Raw genomic sequence first — 16,221 nt, 5'->3', positions numbered from 1 at the left:
GGGCGGAAACATCATGTTTCCGCCCGTTTTGTTTTGTCAGACCTATGTCATGGTAGGGTCTTATTAACCATATCGGCTCATCTCAGGGCATGAGATGTGGTTTAAACAGGGCCGGATACCGGCTTTTCGGACTTTCCGGCACTTTGCCGCAACAGGATTACAGAAATTTAATTAGACCTGAGACCGCAGATTACGCATTTTAAGGGCAGAATGCAGCGAGCCTGTCTGTGCAGGCATTTAACTCAGGTTGCGGCAAGATCGGAAGATAATGAAAAACTGGAAACAAATCACGGTTTGTTTGGTCGTGGCTGCCGCCGCCTTCGGGGGCTGGAGCTGGTATAATACTGAACGTTCCGCAACACCGGTCACCGGCAGCACACCGGCAGCAGGACAAAGCGGCGCGCGCAACGCGCCTTTGGTGGTTGTAAAGCCAGCTCAGAAACAGGTCGTCAATGACAAGCTGAGCGCCATCGGCAGCGGTGTTGCGCTCAATACGGTTGCAGTGTCTCCTTATTCAAGCGGAACTATACGCCGGTTTCTGGTGAGTGCAGGCACTACTGTCCAAAAAGATCAGGTCATTGCTGAACTGGATGCGGAAACAGAACAGATTGCCGTTGAAAAAGCACAGGTGCTTTTGAAAGACGCGGAAATTACACAACAGCGTATGGCAACTTTGCGGGCATCGAACACGGCAACACAGGTACAGGTTGTTGCGGCAGAACTTGCTCTGGCCAATGCCAAGCTGGCTGTGAAGGATGCAGAGCTGGCGCTGAACCGCCGTTCGGTTACAGCACCGATTGCCGGTATTGTCGGTATTCTGCCGGTGGATGCGGGGAATTATGTAACATCCTCCACCACGATTGCTACGATTGATGATCGTTCAAAACTGCTGATTGATATCTGGGTGCCGGAGCGCTTTGCACCGCAATTGCGATTGGGGCAGGCCGTGACAGCAATGCCGACGGCTCTGCCTGGCAAAAGCTTTCAGGGGCAGGTCAGCGCTATGGATAATATGATTGACGCAGCCAGCCGTACTTTGCGGGTTCGTGCGGAAATTACCAATCCGAGCGATGTGCTGCGTGCCGGTATGTCTTTTACTGTGACTATTCTTTTCCCCGGCGACGAGTATCTGGCGGTTGACCCGCTTTCTGTGCAGTGGGATGGCGACGGCTCCTATGTCTGGCGCATTGCCAGGGACGGCAAGGCCGAACGTGTGGCTGCGCGGATTATCCAGCGCAATGCCAATGCCGTGCTGGTTGATGGTGCACTGGCTGAAGGTGATACGATCGTCACCGAAGGTGTGCAGAATGTGCGCGAAGGCGGCGGCGTGACGATTAAGGGCGCGGGCAACACCGCCAGCCCGAAAGAACCGGCTACAGCTCAGGCAAACAGTAAACAGGCAGGATGATGATGAATTCTGACAAATCATCCGCTGAAACAAACACAATTACTGAAGATGTAACCAGTGCTGAGGATGTGACCACAGCTGAACAAAAAGGCAGCGGGCATAATCCGCAGACCGGCGGCTTTACAGCACTGTTTATCCGTCGTCCGGTTTTTGCTTTCGTGCTCAATGTGCTGATCGTTGTGGCAGGTCTTGCCGCTCTGAGCGGTGTGGATATTCGCGAATTACCGGATGTTGACCGTCCGGTTATTTCGATCAGTACTACTTTTGACGGTGCATCTGCAGAAACTGTTGACCGTGAGGTCACGCAGGTTCTGGAAAATGAAGTTGCCCGTGTTTCCGGTGTGAAGAATATTTCATCAACTTCATCATTTGGCCGCAGCCGCGTGACGGTTGAGTTCAATGATGGTGTGGACATCAATGTTGCCGCCGCCGATATGCGTGACTCGATCTCGCGCGTGGCCAACCAGATGCCGGAAGAGGCTGATGCGTCGCGTATTATCAAGGCGGATTCCAATGCCGATGCGGTAATGCGTCTGGCGATTGCGTCTGAAACACTTAGCGTTGATGATATGACGGTGATTGTGGAAGATCAGATTGTCGATGTGCTTTCCGCAGTGCCCGGTGTGGCCGATGTGGAAACCTATGGCGATCGTGACAAGATTTTCCGTATTGATATCGATCATAAACGTCTGGCCAGCTATGGCCTGACCTTTGCCGATGTCAGCTCCGCACTTGCTTCTATGGCGCTGGATCAGCCCGCCGGATCATTGCGCAGCGCTTCTCAGGCGATTGTGGTACGCGCCACAGCGTCGGTTTCCTCGCCACAGGATTTTGAGAATATTATCATCAAAGGGCAGACCCGCATTCGTGATGTCGCCAATGTCACATTGGGGCCGGATATCGAAAGTTCGGCAGTGCTCAATAATGGCCGTAACAGTATCGGTCTTGGCATTATCCGTCAGGCACAGTCCAACACCTTGGATATTTCGGACGGTATTCGTGCGGAAGTTGAGCGCCTGAATAAGACATTGCCCGAAGGCATGACAATGCGGGTGACCAGTGATGATGCGAACTTCATCCGTGGTGCTATGCATGAGGTGGAAATCGCGCTGATAGCGGCGATCCTCATTGTTATCGCTGTCATCTATATGTTCCTGCGCGATATCCGTGCGACATTGATCCCTACGGTTTCCATTCCTGTGGCGCTGGTCGGTACTGTTGCGGCGATTTATCTGGCAGGTTTTTCGATCAATATTCTGACCCTACTGGCGCTGGTTTTGGCAACCGGTCTGGTGGTGGATGATGCGATTGTGGTGCTGGAGAATATTGTTCGCCGTCGCTCGATGGGGCTGGGGCCGCGTGCGGCTGCGGTGCTCGGCACACAAGAAGTGTTCTTCGCGGTTATCGCCACAACACTGACACTGGTTGCGGTGTTCGTGCCGATCTCCTTCTTGCCCGGACAGGCTGGCGGCTTGTTCCGTGAGTTCGGTTTTGTGCTGGCTATTGCCGTGCTGCTGTCATCGGTTGTGGCGCTAACGCTTTGTCCGATGCTGGCCTCGCGGTTTCTGACGGCGGAAAGTATCGCTCATGAAACCGGAACAGATAAACCGCGCGGACTTGTCTACCGTGTCAGTACCGGTCTGGCACAATTTTATCGCCGTAGTCTGCATTGGTGTCTTAATGCACCGTGGATTGTGGTTGCGGCTGCTCTGGTCTTCGCCTTCTTCTCGTTAAGTGCCTATACGACTTTGCGTCAGGAACTGACCCCGAATGAGGATCGTTCTGCTGTTATGCTGCGTATTTCAGGTCCGCAGGGCATCAGTATTGATTTTCTGCGCTCGCAACTTGAACAGATTGACACGGTGCTCAAACCGTTGCGCGATAATGGCGAAATCGTAAATTCCTATGCTATTGCCGGTTCCGGCGGGGCATCCAATAACGGCTTTATGGTGCTGACGCTGGCAGACTGGTCGGAGCGCGACCGTAAACAACAGGAGATTGTTGCCGATATTAATCAGCGTCTGCGTCCGATCACCGGCGTGCGTGCGTTTACTCTGCAACCAAACAGTCTGGGTATTCGCGGTGCCGGTAATGGTTTGCAGTTCACGCTGGTCGGCAATGATTATGCAACGATCCAGCCGGTAACCCGCGCTTTGCTGGCGGAGATGGAGAAAGATCCGCGCTTTCAGCAGCCGCGCCTGTCGGTGGACGCAACGCAGCCGCAGCTTTCGGTACAGATTGACCGCGAGCGGGCATCGGATCTCGGTATTGATATTACCGGTCTCGCCAATGCGGTGCAGTCGGTGCTCGATGGCCGCAGGATCGGCGCGGTCTATATCGGTGACCGTTCCTATGATGTGAAGATGATGGCGACGTCCAATCCGATCAATGATCCGACGGATCTGGAAAATGTCTTTATGCGTACCGGTGACGGCCGTTATGTCTCGATGGCAACGATTGCATCGGTAAGGGAAATTGCAGTGCCGCCGCAGCTGGCGCGTGAACAGCGCCTGCGTTCCATTGCGATTACCTCAGGTCTGAGCAGTGATTTTGCTCTGGGCGATGCCTATAAAACCGTGCAGGAACTGGCAGCGCCATTGCTGCCTGCCGGTGTGCAGATGGTGCCGCTGGCTGAAGCCGCAACGCTGGGCGAAACCTCGACCGGTCTGTTTCTGGTGTTCGGTTTTGCGGTGGTGATCATTCTGCTGGTACTGGCCGCGCAGTTTGAAAGTTTTATCAGCGCGCTGATCGTAATGGCGACTGTACCGCTGGGATTGGGCTGTGCCATTGTGGCGCTGATCCTCACCGGCACCAGTCTTAATGTTTATAGCCAGATCGGGTTGGTACTGCTGGTCGGCATCATGGCGAAAAACGGTATTCTGATCGTGGAGTTTGCCGATCAGCTGCGTGATCGTGGTCTGTCTTTGCGGGAGGCCGTGGAAGAAGCGTCGAATATCCGCCTGCGTCCGGTCTGTATGACGATGATCTGTGCGGTGCTTGGCGGTATTCCGCTGGTCATTGCTTCCGGCGCCGGTGCAGAAGCCCGTATCGCGCTGGGCTGGATTATTGTTGGCGGTCTCGGTCTGGCAACCATTGCCACACTTTATGTGACACCGGTTGCCTATCTGCTGCTTGGTCGTTTCACCAAGCCGAAAAGCGATGAAGAAAAACGTCTGGATCGTGAGCTGACTCATGCGGCCACGCTGGAAATGAAACCAGAATAAATAAAAATGACGGGATTCTTATTGAAGAATCCCGCCATTTTCATAAGTTTTATAAGTGGTCACACACCAATCGGCATCAGCGCCGGATCGCGTTCCACTTTGCGTGTTGCTACTACCTCTTTCCAGACCGACAAAGCCTGCTGCTGTGGTGTGTTCGGTGCGCGCTCAATGAAGCGCCCGTCACCAGGCTCGGCCAGAATTTTTCCCTGCGCATAGGCAACGCGCCCGCCGCTGATGGTCATACGTGGCAGGCCGGTCACTTTCATGCCTTCAAACACATTGTAATCAATCGCCGAATGCTGATGCTTCGCCGAGATTGTCTTGGTTGCATTCGGATCCCAGATGATGAGGTCGGCATCCGAACCCTCCAGCACTGCCCCTTTGCGCGGATAAATGTTGAGAATTTTCGCCGCATTGGTGGAGGTGACAGCGACAAATTCATTCTCGGTCAGACGACCGGTGCGCACACCTGTTGTCCAGAGTACCGGCAGACGTTCTTCCAGTCCTGCGGTACCGTTGGGGATTTTGGTGAAATTGCCAACACCGTGTCGCTTTTGTTCGGTGGTGAAGGCACAATGGTCGGTGGCCACACATTGCAGGCTACCGGCACTTAAACCCGCCCAGAGACTGTCCTGATTAATCTTGTCGCGAAACGGTGGTGACATCACGCGCCGTGCCGCATAGTCCCAGTTCTTATTCTGATATTCGCTCTCATCCAGTGTCAGATGTTGTATCAGCGGTTCGCCGTAAACACGCATACCTTTCTGGCGCGCACGGCGGATGGCTTCATGCGCCTGTTCGCAGGAAACATGCACCACATAAAGCGGTACGCCTGCCTGATCGGCAATCATGATAGCGCGGTTAGTGGCTTCGCCTTCCACTTCCGGCGGACGGGAATAGCTATGCGCTTCAGGTCCTGTATTGCCTGCTGCCAGCAGATTTTGCTGTAATTGGGCGACAATATCGCCATTCTCTGCGTGCACCAGCGGCATGGCACCGATTTCCGCACAGCGGCGGAAAGAGGCAAACATCTCGTCATCATTGACCATCAATGCGCTTTTATAGGCCATGAAATGTTTGAATGTATTGACGCCGCGTGCCACCACTTCAGGCATTTCATTGTAGCAGCGCTCGCTCCAGCCGGTGACAGCCATGTGGAAGGAATAGTCAGTACGTGCTTTGCCTGCTTTCTGAAACCAGTCCTGCAAAGCTTCCAGCAAATTGCCCTCCGGTGAGGGTAGCACAAAATCCACCACCATTGTGGTTCCGCCTGCCAGTGCCGCAGCGGTGCCGCTGTCAAAATCATCGGAACTGTGGGTGCCCATAAACGGCATTTCCAGATGGGTGTGGGGATCAATGCCCCCCGGCATAATCAGGCAGCCATAGGCGTCAATTGTGGTGTCGCCCTGCAAGTCATGGCCGATAGCGGCAATTTTGCCGTCTGCAATCAGAATATCCGCATCGTAAGAGCGGTCTGCGGTAACGATTTTACCGCCTTTAATCAGTGTGGTTTTGTTATCTGCCTGTGACTTGGTATGCGATCCGGAATATGACATTGTTCGTTTCCCCTTATGGTTTTTTGCGAACAGATGCGGATTAATCGGGATAGGTGAAGGCTCCGGCACAAATGTCTCATGCCAGAGCAGATATTTTATACGATTTCAGCGGTCTCCAATGCCGCATGCAACAGCACATCAGCGCCGTTGCCAGCCCATTCTTTGGTGATGTCTTCCGCCTCATTATGGCTCAGGCCATCCACGCAAGGGCACATAATCATGGCCGATGGTGCAACCTGATTGATCCAGCAGGCATCATGACCGGCACCGGAAATAATATTGCGGTGCGACAGACCGAGACGCTCGGTTGCCTGACGAATGGTCGAGAGGCAGGTCTCATCAAAGGAAACCGGATCAAATGCGCCGACTTCTTCAATCTGATAGGTCAGGCCGATTTTCTCACAGATTTCCGCTACGGATTTCTCCAGCTTCTGCACCATTTTGGCGAGTTCTGATTTATCCGGATGGCGGAAGTCGGCCACAAAAACAGCAGTGCCCGGAATGATATTGCGGGAATTTGGGCTGATATGGGCATAGCCCACGGCACCCACGCCATTCGGTGCGTGCTCCCATGCAATCTCATCCACACGCTCCGTGATGCGTGCCATACCAAGCCCTGCATTCACACGTTTGCGCATCGGTGTTGATCCGGTATGGGCTTCTTTACCGGTCAGCGTAATTTGCAACCATTTCAGTCCCTGACCGTGGGTGACAATACCGATATCCAGACCTTCATCTTCCAGAATAGGCCCTTGCTCAATATGCAGTTCGTAATAGGCTTTGATCGGGCGCTTGGTGGTCGGGATTGAACCTTCAAAGCCGATACGCTTCAGTTCTTCGCCAACGGTTTTACCGTCCGTATCGGTGCGGGATTTTGCCCAAGCCTCATCAAACAGACCGGCAAAAACACCGGAGGCCAGCATGGCGGGGGCAAAACGGGCACCTTCTTCATTTGTCCAGTTCACCACCTCAATTGGATGACGGGTTTTAATGCCGAGATCATTGAGGGTGCGCACGACTTCCAGCCCGCCGAGCACGCCAAGCACACCGTCGAATTTACCGCCGGTTGGTTGTGTGTCGAGATGGCTGCCGAGCATCACCGGTGGCAGGGACGGATCGCTGCCCTCGCGGCGGGCAAACATATTACCCATTGTGTCGATGCCCATGGTCATTCCGGCATCTTCACACCATTTCTGAAAAAGCAACCGGCCTTCGCGGTCTTCATCGGTCAGTGTCTGGCGATTATTACCTGTTGAGATGCCGGGGCCGATTTTGGCCATATCCATCAGGCTGTCCCAGAGGCGGTCAGCATTGGTTTTGAGATTGCTGTTCAGATGCGTGTTCATGTCTGTTTCCGTATGCGGTCTGTATTAATCATAATAGTTCATAAAGGCGCGGGGAGACGGCATGTGGATTTCCTCCTCATTCAGCGCATTGTGAAAGATGATGCGCTTTGGCGTAATATGTGCGGCCTTGTCAGAAGCCGGACAAAAAGAGCCTTGATTATTGCTCCGTTCTGTTGCGGAGTGTTTTTTGAAACCGGCTTGTTTCCGTTGCCGGAAACCGGTTTCTGTATCATCCACTAAAATCTGTTCAGAACAAGATAATATCGGCGACAGAATTTGCCTGTAATACGCTATATTGGCAGGTAGTATGAAAATGCGGGGAAGAGCAGCATGGTACGGAAATCTAAACCGGCTAAAGACATTTCCGTGATGCAGCAGGAACCGGTTGAAAACCTGTCGCGTATTCAGGAGATGAACCGCAAACTCATTCTTGAAGCGGCGCTGGATGTATTTTCGACTTATGGTTTTCGTGGTTCCACAATCGATCAGATCGCGCTGAAATCCGGCATGTCGAAACCCAATCTTTTGTATTATTTCCGGCGTAAGGAAGATATTTACAACACCGTTTTGCAGCAGACGATGGAAGAATGGCTGGCCTCGCTGCAGTCTATTGATCCGCAGGGCGAACCGCTGGAAGAGCTTGGCGCTTATATCCGTAACAAGATTGAAATGGCGTTCCGCAACCCCGCTGCTTCGCGCCTGTTCGCGAATGAGATTATGCATGGCGCACCGGCAATCGGTGCGTTCCTGAAAGAGGATATGCGCGAACTGGTGGACGAGAAAGCGGCCATGATCGGGCAATGGATGGAAGAGGGCAGGCTGGCAAAGACTGATCCGCATCATCTGATTTTTACGATCTGGGCAACAACCCAGCATTATTCCGATTTTGAAACGCAGTTGCGCGCAGTGCTTGGTGAAAAATTTGATGCGCCGGATTGCTGTGAGAACACGGTGCAGGCGGTCAGTGCCATTCTGCTTAACGGTATCCGGCCCCGCTAAGCAGGGAGGGGCTGAGCAGGGAAAGACAGCGGCAGGATAATTTCTGCCGCTCTCTGTTTTACGGGTTGTGATGACTGCCTGTCCTGTCACCGTTTACCGCTCCTATTCTGCCGCTTGTTTGTGTTTGGCCATCGGATTGTTCGGATGGGTCGTCCAGTTGGCATAATCAGGGCTGATCGGTTCTTTAGTGCGCGGATCAATGCCTGAAACCTGCTCCATGGTGATACAATCCTGCACAGGACAGACGCTCACGCAGAGATTGCAGCCGACACATTCTTCATCAATCACCTCAAAATGGCGCACGCCATCCACCATGGAAGTAATTGCCTGATGGGAGGTATCCTCGCAGGCAATGTGACAGCGGCCGCATTTGATGCAGGCATCCTGATCAATCCGCGCTTTGGTAGTGTAATTGAGGTTGAGATATTGCCAGTCGGTGACCTGCGGGGCAGCACGGCCACGGAAGTCATCCAGTGAGTGGTAGCCTTTGCTGTCCATCCAGTCGGAGAGGCCGTCGATCATTTCCTGCACAACTTTGAAACCATAGGTCATGGCCGCCGTGCAGACCTGAACCGTGCCGCAGCCAAGCGAAATATATTCCGCTGCATCGCGCCATGTGGTGATGCCGCCAATGCCGGAAATCGGCAATCCGCGTGTTTCCGGATCACGGGCAATTTCCGCCACCATATTGAGCGCAATCGGTTTGACCGCAGGGCCGCAATAGCCGCCATGAGAACCACGCCCGTCAATGCTTGGTTGCGGAGCAAAATTGTCGAGGTCAATGGAAACAATGGAATTGATGGTATTAATGAGCGATACCGCATCGGTTCCTGCATTTTTAGCAGCCCGCGCAGGCATACGGATATCGCTGATATTCGGGGTGAGTTTGGTGATCACCGGCATACGGCTATATTGCTTGCACCATTTCACCACCATCGCCACATATTCCGGCACCTGACCGACAGCGGCACCCATGCCGCGCTCGCTCATACCATGCGGACAACCGAAATTCAGTTCAATACCATCGGCACCGGTTTCTTCCACCCGTGGCAGAATAGCTTTCCAGGCCTCTTCTTCACAAGGTACCATGATGGAAGCAATCAGCGCGCGGTCAGGCCAGCGGCTTTTTACCTCTTTCATCTCACGCAGGTTTATTTCCAGAGAGCGGTCAGTGATCAGCTCAATATTGTTGAAACCGAGCAATCTGCGATCAGCGCCCCAGATGGCACCATAGCGCGGGCCGTTGACATTGACGACCGGCGGGCCTTCAGCCCCCAGTGTTTTCCAGACAACACCACCCCAACCGGCCTTGAAAGCACGCTCCACATTGTAGGCTTTGTCAGTTGGAGGGGCAGAGGCCAGCCAGAACGGATTAGGGGAACGGATACCGAGAAAATTCGTGGTCAGATCAGCCATGTCAGTGATCCTTTGCCGGGGAGGTCGCGTGGGTGTGAACGGACGGAGTTTGCGGCCAGAGGCTTGGCAAATCCTTGCGATTGGCTGCCAGTACAGCCTCGGCAAAACCGCTCACGGCTTCCGGCAATTGCATGAGATGCTGATGGATGGATTGCGCTGCGATTTTGCCATCCTGCACGGAGGCAACAGTCAGATCCTGACCGCCTGCAACACAGTCTCCGCCAGCCCAGATGCCTTTCACACTGGTGCGGTTTTCTGTGTCGATTTTGATGCGTCCGCCGGACATTTCCATGCCGCTGGCACCAAGACCTTGGCCGTCAAGCTTTTGGCCGATGGCTTTGTAAATCTGATCGGCGGCTAAGGTGAGTGTGGAACCGGTAGCAACCAGTTTGCCTTCGCGCTGCTCGGTCTGCGCAAAACGGATGGCAACAGCCTGCCCCTGATCATTGAGCAGAATTTCTTCCGGTTGCAGGCAATCACGGATCACCACACCTTCCATCTGCGCCAGTTGTTGTTCATAGAGGCTGGCATTCATATGTTCGCGGTCACGGCGATAGGCGAGCGTTACATTCTCCGCACCCAGCCGTTTGATCTGGATAGCAATATCAATGGCAGTCATTCCCCCGCCGATGACGACGATATTCTTACCGATATTCAGGCGGGAAAGGTCAGAGCTTTGACGTAACTCTGCAATGGTGCGCACGGCATCCAGCACATTCTCGGCATCTTCACCGGCAATATGCAGTCGGTTTGTGCCGCCAAGGCCGAGCCCCAGAAACACTGCATCATAACCGGAGCGTAACGCATCGAGCTGAATGTCTTTGCCCAGCGCTTTGCCGGTTTCAATAGTAATGCCGCCGATTTTCAGAATGAATTCCAACTCGCGGGCAGCAAAATTATCAACACTTTTATAGGAGGCGATACCATATTCATTGAGGCCGCCGCCTTTCGGACGGGCTTCAAAAATCGTTACCGTATGGCCTTCACGTGCCAGCGCATGGGCGCAGGCAAGACCGGCAGGTCCTGCACCAACAACCGCCACGCTTTTACCGGTAACCGGCGCACGGGTGAAAGGATGAACACCGCTGTCCATCAGATGATCGGTGGCATGACGTTGCAAGAGCCCGATACGTACCGGCTTGCCTTCAGCGGCCTCACGCACGCAGGCTTCTTCGCACAGGGTTTCAGTCGGACAGACACGGGCGCACATGCCGCCGAGGATATTCTCGCTCAGAATGGTGCGGGCAGCGCCCTGCGGATTGCCGCCTGCGATCTGGCGGATGAATTGCGGAATATCAATATGGGTCGGGCAGGCCGTCATACATGGTGCGTCATAGCAGAAATAGCAGCGATCTGCTTCTACCAGTGCTTCATGTTTGTCGAGCGGCGGATGCAGATCGGCAAACACATCCTGATAATTATCGAGACGGTTCGGCCGGATATCCGCTGCATTATTCTGTTTGTCATGCGAATGCTGGTCACTCATGCTCCTGTCACTCCTCCCGGCACAGTCGCAGTTAAGACAAGCGATCTGGTGCTTAAAATCAATGTCAGAGGTGCCGGACGGCTGTTCGCGCAAGTGCGCCAAGCAAAATCCGGTTATGCAAATGCTGTCTCAGAACGCATGTTGATGCGCGTCCCGCATTGATTCATTGCTGCATGGTGGGGAAACGGCGTGGTTCCCTTATTATACGCCGGTTCCGCAATCTGTCAGAACTGAGCATTCTTTGCGCGCATCTTATCCGAAAACCGCTACACACTTTTCGGGATGCACTGCTTTGTGTGCTTTTTGCTTCTGTAGTCTCAGCATGACAGATTTTTGCGGAAGGTCAAATTTTTTATCAGATGGTCAAAATATGATAATTATACTCATAAAATAGTGCTGATTTAAACACTGCCTTGGCGTACATTCTGTGTTGCGGCTTCGCCGATATTGGCGAAAAACCGGTCAGCAATTTTGCGTGCCGTATTGCCAAGCAGCTTGGTGCCAAGCTGGGCAATTTTGCCGCCTGCATCCCCATTGATCGTATAGCGCAGAATGGTGACATCAGGGCTTTCTTCGATAAGTTCCACATCAGCACTGCCTGCCGCAAAACCGGCGATCGAACCCTGGCCCTCGCCACTGATCGTATAGGAAAATGGCGGATTGAGATTGGAGAGGATCAGCAAGCCGTGAAAGCGGATTTTAATGAGGCTGAGATTAACCAGTATGGCTGCCTGAATGTCGGTTTCCGATAGTCGTTCCAGGGTCTCGCAACCCGGAATACAGGGCTTGAGAACGTCCACATCATTCATTGCATCCCAAACAGCCTGTCTTGGGGCATGAATACGCTCTTCACCGGTCAGATCCATATTTATCCCTTAAAACTTATGTCTTGCGGTTCACTCAGGTTTAAGTGCAGAATATTTTTAAATTCTGTTTTTGGAGCATGTGCTGTGTCACGGGTGTTAAACCTGATCATTGAACTGTGACATGCTCCACCTGATATTTCGTCTATGATATCGGTTTCAATCACAAGAAAACAACGTCTGAATTTTGTTTTTATTTATCATGCCCTTAAAACACTTCAATCGGTTCATATCTAATGTGTTATAGGTTGTATTGAGAAGCAGTTATTCTTTACCCGGGAGTGGTTGGCATGGCATTGAATGAAGCGGCAATTGCGGCAGGTGTGACAGCCTTGAAAGCACATTGGCAGACAGTTGCGCAAAAGCAGAATATGCGTGAAGCCTTTGCCGCAGATCCGCAGCGTTTTGAGCGCTACTCCCTCAAACTGAATGACTTGCTGCTCGACTGGTCAAAATGCCGTGTCAATGATGAGACAATGGCATTGCTCAAAGATCTGGCCATGGCCTGCAATGTGGAAGGGCAGCGCAATGCTATGTTTGCCGGTGAGCCGATCAACACCACCGAGAACCGTGCCGTTCTCCATGTGGCACTGCGGGCAAAGCCGGATGATGTTATTGTAACAGATGGTGAGGATGTCGTGCCGCAGGTGCAGGATGTGCTGCACCGTATGAGCCTGTTCAGTGAGGCAATCCGCGCCGGTGATCTGGCGGGTGCCACAGGCCGCACCATCACTGATGTGGTGAATATCGGTATCGGCGGTTCAGACCTCGGGCCGGTGATGGCAACACTCGCGCTGACACCGTATCATGACGGGCCGAATACGCATTTCGTTTCCAATATTGATCCGGCGCATATTGCCGATACGTTGCGTGATCTTGATCCGGAAACCACGCTGATCATTATCGCGTCTAAAACTTTCACCACCATTGAAACTATGACCAATGCGAAAACCGCCCGTAAATGGGTGGCCGATGCTCTGGGTGAAGAGGCTGTCGGTGCGCATTTTGTGGCTGTTTCTACCGCACTCGATAAAGTAGCAGCCTTCGGTATCCAGCCGGAGCGGGTCTTCGGTTTCTGGGATTGGGTTGGCGGTCGCTATTCCGTGTGGTCGTCTATCGGTTTGCCGGTCATGCTGGCCATTGGTCCGGAACGGTTCCGCGAATTTCTCGCCGGTGCCCATGTTATGGACGAGCATTTCCGTACCGCGCCATTCGAGCAGAACCTGCCGATGATATTAGGTGTGATCGGTTACTGGCATCGTGAAATCTGCGGCTTCGGCAGCCGCGCGATTATTCCTTACGATCAGCATCTGGCGCGTTTACCTGCCTATTTGCAACAGCTTGATATGGAATCCAACGGCAAGAGCGTTAAGCGTGACGGCACACCGGTTTCCGGCGTCACCGGCCCTGTGGTCTGGGGCGAACCCGGCACCAACGGGCAGCATGCTTTTTTCCAGCTTTTGCATCAGGGAACTGATACAATTCCGCTGGAATTCATGATCGCAGTGCATACGCATGAGCCGGAACTGCTGGAGCAACATCAGATGTTGCTGGCCAACTGTTTTGCCCAGAGCGAGGCTTTGATGAAAGGCCGTACGCTTGAAGAGGCACAGGCACAGTTGCGTGCGCGTAAATTGCCGGAAGCGGAAGTGGAGCGCATTGCTCCGCATCGTGTTTTCTCCGGCAACCGCCCGTCGGTCACTATTCTCTATGACAAGCTGACGCCTTTTGCCCTCGGACGTCTGATCGCGCTTTATGAACACCGTGTTTTTGTGGAGGCGCAGCTCTTCGGGATCAATGCGTTTGACCAGTGGGGCGTGGAGCTTGGCAAAGAACTGGCAACAGAATTGCTGGATGTCGTTACCGGAAAACAAAATGCCGGTGGCCGCGATGCCTCAACACAGGGGCTGATTGCACATCTGCATCAGGCATCTCAGGCGTAAAAAACCTGATCCTCATACACTGAAAACTGCTTGTCGATACGTGACAATCATTCGTTTTTCGTGTTTGTTGATAATGGTTTATGGAGTAACTGCCGGAATGAGGTGATTGAAATTCCTGTCCGGCGGTCAATGGGTGGAAGACATTTATGAAAACGGATCATATACAGTTTGCCGGTGATGTACCGGGCATTCAGGTGGAAATGCGTGTGCTGCGTTTTGAAGGCGCAGATACAAACGCGCCGACGGCTTATTTGCAGTCCTCATTGCATGGTGCTGAATTGCCGGGGCAGGCTGCGTTGCATTTTCTGATTCCGATGTTGCGTAAAGCGGAAGAGGAAGGCCGGATTAAAGGCGATATCACCATTGTGCCGCAGGCCAATCCGGTGGCTTCCAATCAGTGGCAGAGCCATCAGCATCTTGGTCGGTTTGATTTCTTTTCCGGTGTGAATTTCAATCGCAATTTTCCGTTGCTGGAAAATTTTGATACCTCTGCGCTGCCGCAGATTGATGCGCCGGTATCCTTAGATAAGCGCATTAAAGCGATGCTGGTTCGCATGGCTTTGAAACATGAGATTGTGCTCGATCTGCATTGTGATGATGAGAGCGAAAACTATCTCTATGTACATGAAAATTATGCGGAAGATCTGCGTGATCTGGCAACGGCATTGCGCTCGACCGCGATTCTCGCCGGTGATTCAACGGTGAGTGCGGCTTTTGAAGAGGCTTGCGTTAATCCGCTTTTGCATATGAAACAGAGCGAGCGCGATATGCGCCGCCGTGCGGTAACAACTGTTGAATTCCGTGGCCTCAATGATGTTGATCCGGCAACCGGTCTGGCCGATGCGGAAGGGCTCTATCGCTTCCTTGTGCATCGCGGCGTGGTGGAAGATGCATCCAGCCAGCTCGGCGAGGCATTTAGCGGCCCGATTGCGCCTTTCTCCCGTGTGGAAATGATCCGTGCGCCGCAGGGCGGTATGGTGCTGTATCATGTGGCGCTGGGTGATATCGTCAAAAAAGGTGATCTGCTGGCAACGATTGTAACCGTACCGGGTGAACCTGAGCACGATATCAAGCTCTGTGCACCGCAGGCCGGTCGCGTTTTAACCTACCGCAGCCTGCGCTATCTGCGCCGCGGCGATGATGTAATGAAGCTGATCGGCGATGAACCATCAGCACAAAGCAAACCTGCCGGTTCACTGGAGGCATAATGTCAGCAACAGTAGCAGTGCCTTCCGGCTCTGAAAAAACGATCCGTGCCATTCTTTTCGATAAGGATGGTACGCTGGTTGATTTTAACAGGACATGGTTTTCCATTTCCTGCGAACTGGCCAGACGCTCTGCTGCCGGTGATGATGTTTTGGCGAAATCACTGCTGGATGCCGGTGGCTATGACTGGCAGGCGGAAAAATTCCGCGCCAATTCTGCAATCGCCGCTGGTACAGTTGAGGATATTGTTGCGCTCTGGCATCCACAGGATACGGATGAGCAGCGCCGTGCACGCGTCGCTGAATATGATGTTTACGGGGTTGAGGAAGGTGCCAAACAGGCTGTGGCTGTTGAAGCATTGAGCCAGACCCTGCAAACCTTGAAAGCTGCCGGTTTTATTTTGGGCATTGCGACCAATGATTCTGAGGCCGGTGCACGGGCAACAGCTGCCGCACTCGGTATCAGTGATCTGTTTTCCGGCTTTATCGGCTATGATACGGCAGCGCGTGCCAAGCCTTATGCTGATCCGCTGCTGCATTTTGCGGCAGAAGTCGGCGTGGCACCGGAGCAGGTGGCAATGGTTGGCGATAATCCGCATGATATGGAATGTGCCAGAGCAGCTAAAGCCGGTCTGGCGGTTGGTGTACTGACCGGCAACAGCCCGCGTGAAGTACTGGAGCCTCTGGCCGATATTGTTCTGCCGTCTATCGCAGATCTGCCGGATTATCTGGCCGGAAAGTAATTTCGGGAATGATAAAGGCCGGTGATTTCACC

Annotated in this window: 11 protein-coding genes; 6 read left to right on the top strand and 5 right to left on the bottom strand. The window is 53.2% G+C overall.

Going from position 1 to position 16,221, the window contains the following annotated elements; genetic code table 11:
• Nucleotides 1-268: 268 nt before the first annotated feature.
• Together HBA93_RS01380 and HBA93_RS01375 are read left to right on the top strand one after the other, a co-directional pair.
• Nucleotides 269-1,408 carry an efflux RND transporter periplasmic adaptor subunit gene (locus HBA93_RS01380; RefSeq protein ID WP_221722072.1) on the top strand — a complete coding sequence of 380 codons (1,140 nt, stop codon included), beginning with the start codon at nucleotides 269-271 and terminating at the stop codon, nucleotides 1,406-1,408.
• The gene (locus HBA93_RS01375; protein WP_502910002.1) at nucleotides 1,405-4,632 is read left to right on the top strand and encodes an efflux RND transporter permease subunit; all 3,228 of its coding nucleotides are present in this window, start codon (nucleotides 1,405-1,407) and stop codon (nucleotides 4,630-4,632) included. Before HBA93_RS01380 ends, HBA93_RS01375 begins: the two co-directional genes overlap by 4 nt.
• 59 nt (nucleotides 4,633-4,691) lie before the next feature.
• Here HBA93_RS01375 and hydA read toward each other — a convergent pair whose 3' ends face one another.
• On the bottom strand, nucleotides 4,692-6,188 hold the full coding sequence (hydA, locus tag HBA93_RS01370) for a dihydropyrimidinase (RefSeq protein WP_221722071.1): 1,497 nt from the start codon (nucleotides 6,186-6,188) through the stop codon (nucleotides 4,692-4,694).
• 95 nt (nucleotides 6,189-6,283) lie between these two features.
• Nucleotides 6,284-7,534, bottom strand: a complete 1,251-nt coding sequence (locus HBA93_RS01365; protein ID WP_221722070.1) for a Zn-dependent hydrolase — start codon at nucleotides 7,532-7,534, stop codon at nucleotides 6,284-6,286.
• 330 nt (nucleotides 7,535-7,864) lie between these two features.
• Between HBA93_RS01365 and HBA93_RS01360 the strand changes: the two genes are divergently transcribed.
• Complete coding sequence (locus tag HBA93_RS01360; protein ID WP_502910001.1) at nucleotides 7,865-8,533, top strand: TetR family transcriptional regulator C-terminal domain-containing protein; 669 nt, start codon at nucleotides 7,865-7,867, stop codon at nucleotides 8,531-8,533.
• Nucleotides 8,534-8,635: 102 nt separating this feature from the next.
• Here HBA93_RS01360 and preA read toward each other — a convergent pair whose 3' ends face one another.
• From preA to HBA93_RS01345, 3 genes are all read right to left on the bottom strand, one after another.
• Nucleotides 8,636-9,949: an NAD-dependent dihydropyrimidine dehydrogenase subunit PreA gene (gene preA, locus HBA93_RS01355; RefSeq protein ID WP_121991916.1), complete on the bottom strand. Its 1,314-nt coding sequence runs from the start codon at nucleotides 9,947-9,949 to the stop codon at nucleotides 8,636-8,638.
• A gap of 1 nt (nucleotide 9,950) precedes the next feature.
• Nucleotides 9,951-11,435, bottom strand: a complete 1,485-nt coding sequence (locus tag HBA93_RS01350) for an NAD(P)-dependent oxidoreductase (RefSeq protein ID WP_221722069.1) — start codon at nucleotides 11,433-11,435, stop codon at nucleotides 9,951-9,953.
• 401 nt (nucleotides 11,436-11,836) lie between these two features.
• Nucleotides 11,837-12,301, bottom strand: a complete 465-nt coding sequence (locus tag HBA93_RS01345; protein WP_121991914.1) for an SRPBCC family protein — start codon at nucleotides 12,299-12,301, stop codon at nucleotides 11,837-11,839.
• Nucleotides 12,302-12,588: 287 nt separating this feature from the next.
• Between HBA93_RS01345 and pgi the strand changes: the two genes are divergently transcribed.
• The 3 genes from pgi (at nucleotide 12,589) to HBA93_RS01330 (ending at nucleotide 16,189) form a co-directional block, all read left to right on the top strand.
• Complete coding sequence (pgi, locus tag HBA93_RS01340; protein ID WP_221722068.1) at nucleotides 12,589-14,241, top strand: glucose-6-phosphate isomerase; 1,653 nt, start codon at nucleotides 12,589-12,591, stop codon at nucleotides 14,239-14,241.
• Between the two features lie 146 nt (nucleotides 14,242-14,387).
• On the top strand, nucleotides 14,388-15,449 hold the full coding sequence (locus tag HBA93_RS01335; protein ID WP_121991912.1) for a succinylglutamate desuccinylase/aspartoacylase family protein: 1,062 nt from the start codon (nucleotides 14,388-14,390) through the stop codon (nucleotides 15,447-15,449).
• Nucleotides 15,449-16,189, top strand: a complete 741-nt coding sequence (locus HBA93_RS01330; RefSeq protein WP_221722067.1) for an HAD family hydrolase — start codon at nucleotides 15,449-15,451, stop codon at nucleotides 16,187-16,189. The genes HBA93_RS01335 and HBA93_RS01330 overlap by 1 nt, the downstream gene beginning before the upstream one ends.
• Nucleotides 16,190-16,221 lie beyond the last annotated feature (32 nt).

Origin of the sequence: Ochrobactrum sp. SFR4 (assembly GCF_019730395.1) — a bacterium.
Taxonomy (GTDB): Bacteria; Pseudomonadota; Alphaproteobacteria; order Rhizobiales; family Rhizobiaceae; genus Pseudochrobactrum.
This window is presented reverse-complemented; position numbering and strand designations above follow the sequence as displayed.

Excerpts from the sequence above, each read along its gene's own strand:
- HBA93_RS01380 (WP_221722072.1), top strand. The coding sequence starts at position 269 with ATGAAAAACTGGAAACAAATCACGGTTTGTTTGGTCGTGGCTGCCGCC.
- HBA93_RS01375 (WP_502910002.1), top strand. The coding sequence starts at position 1,405 with ATGATGATGAATTCTGACAAATCATCCGCTGAAACAAACACAATTACT.
- hydA (WP_221722071.1), bottom strand. The coding sequence starts at position 6,188 with ATGTCATATTCCGGATCGCATACCAAGTCACAGGCAGATAACAAAACC.
- HBA93_RS01365 (WP_221722070.1), bottom strand. The coding sequence starts at position 7,534 with ATGAACACGCATCTGAACAGCAATCTCAAAACCAATGCTGACCGCCTC.
- HBA93_RS01360 (WP_502910001.1), top strand. The coding sequence starts at position 7,865 with ATGGTACGGAAATCTAAACCGGCTAAAGACATTTCCGTGATGCAGCAG.
- preA (WP_121991916.1), bottom strand. The coding sequence starts at position 9,949 with ATGGCTGATCTGACCACGAATTTTCTCGGTATCCGTTCCCCTAATCCG.
- HBA93_RS01350 (WP_221722069.1), bottom strand. The coding sequence starts at position 11,435 with ATGAGTGACCAGCATTCGCATGACAAACAGAATAATGCAGCGGATATC.
- HBA93_RS01345 (WP_121991914.1), bottom strand. The coding sequence starts at position 12,301 with ATGGATCTGACCGGTGAAGAGCGTATTCATGCCCCAAGACAGGCTGTT.
- pgi (WP_221722068.1), top strand. The coding sequence starts at position 12,589 with ATGGCATTGAATGAAGCGGCAATTGCGGCAGGTGTGACAGCCTTGAAA.
- HBA93_RS01335 (WP_121991912.1), top strand. The coding sequence starts at position 14,388 with ATGAAAACGGATCATATACAGTTTGCCGGTGATGTACCGGGCATTCAG.
- HBA93_RS01330 (WP_221722067.1), top strand. The coding sequence starts at position 15,449 with ATGTCAGCAACAGTAGCAGTGCCTTCCGGCTCTGAAAAAACGATCCGT.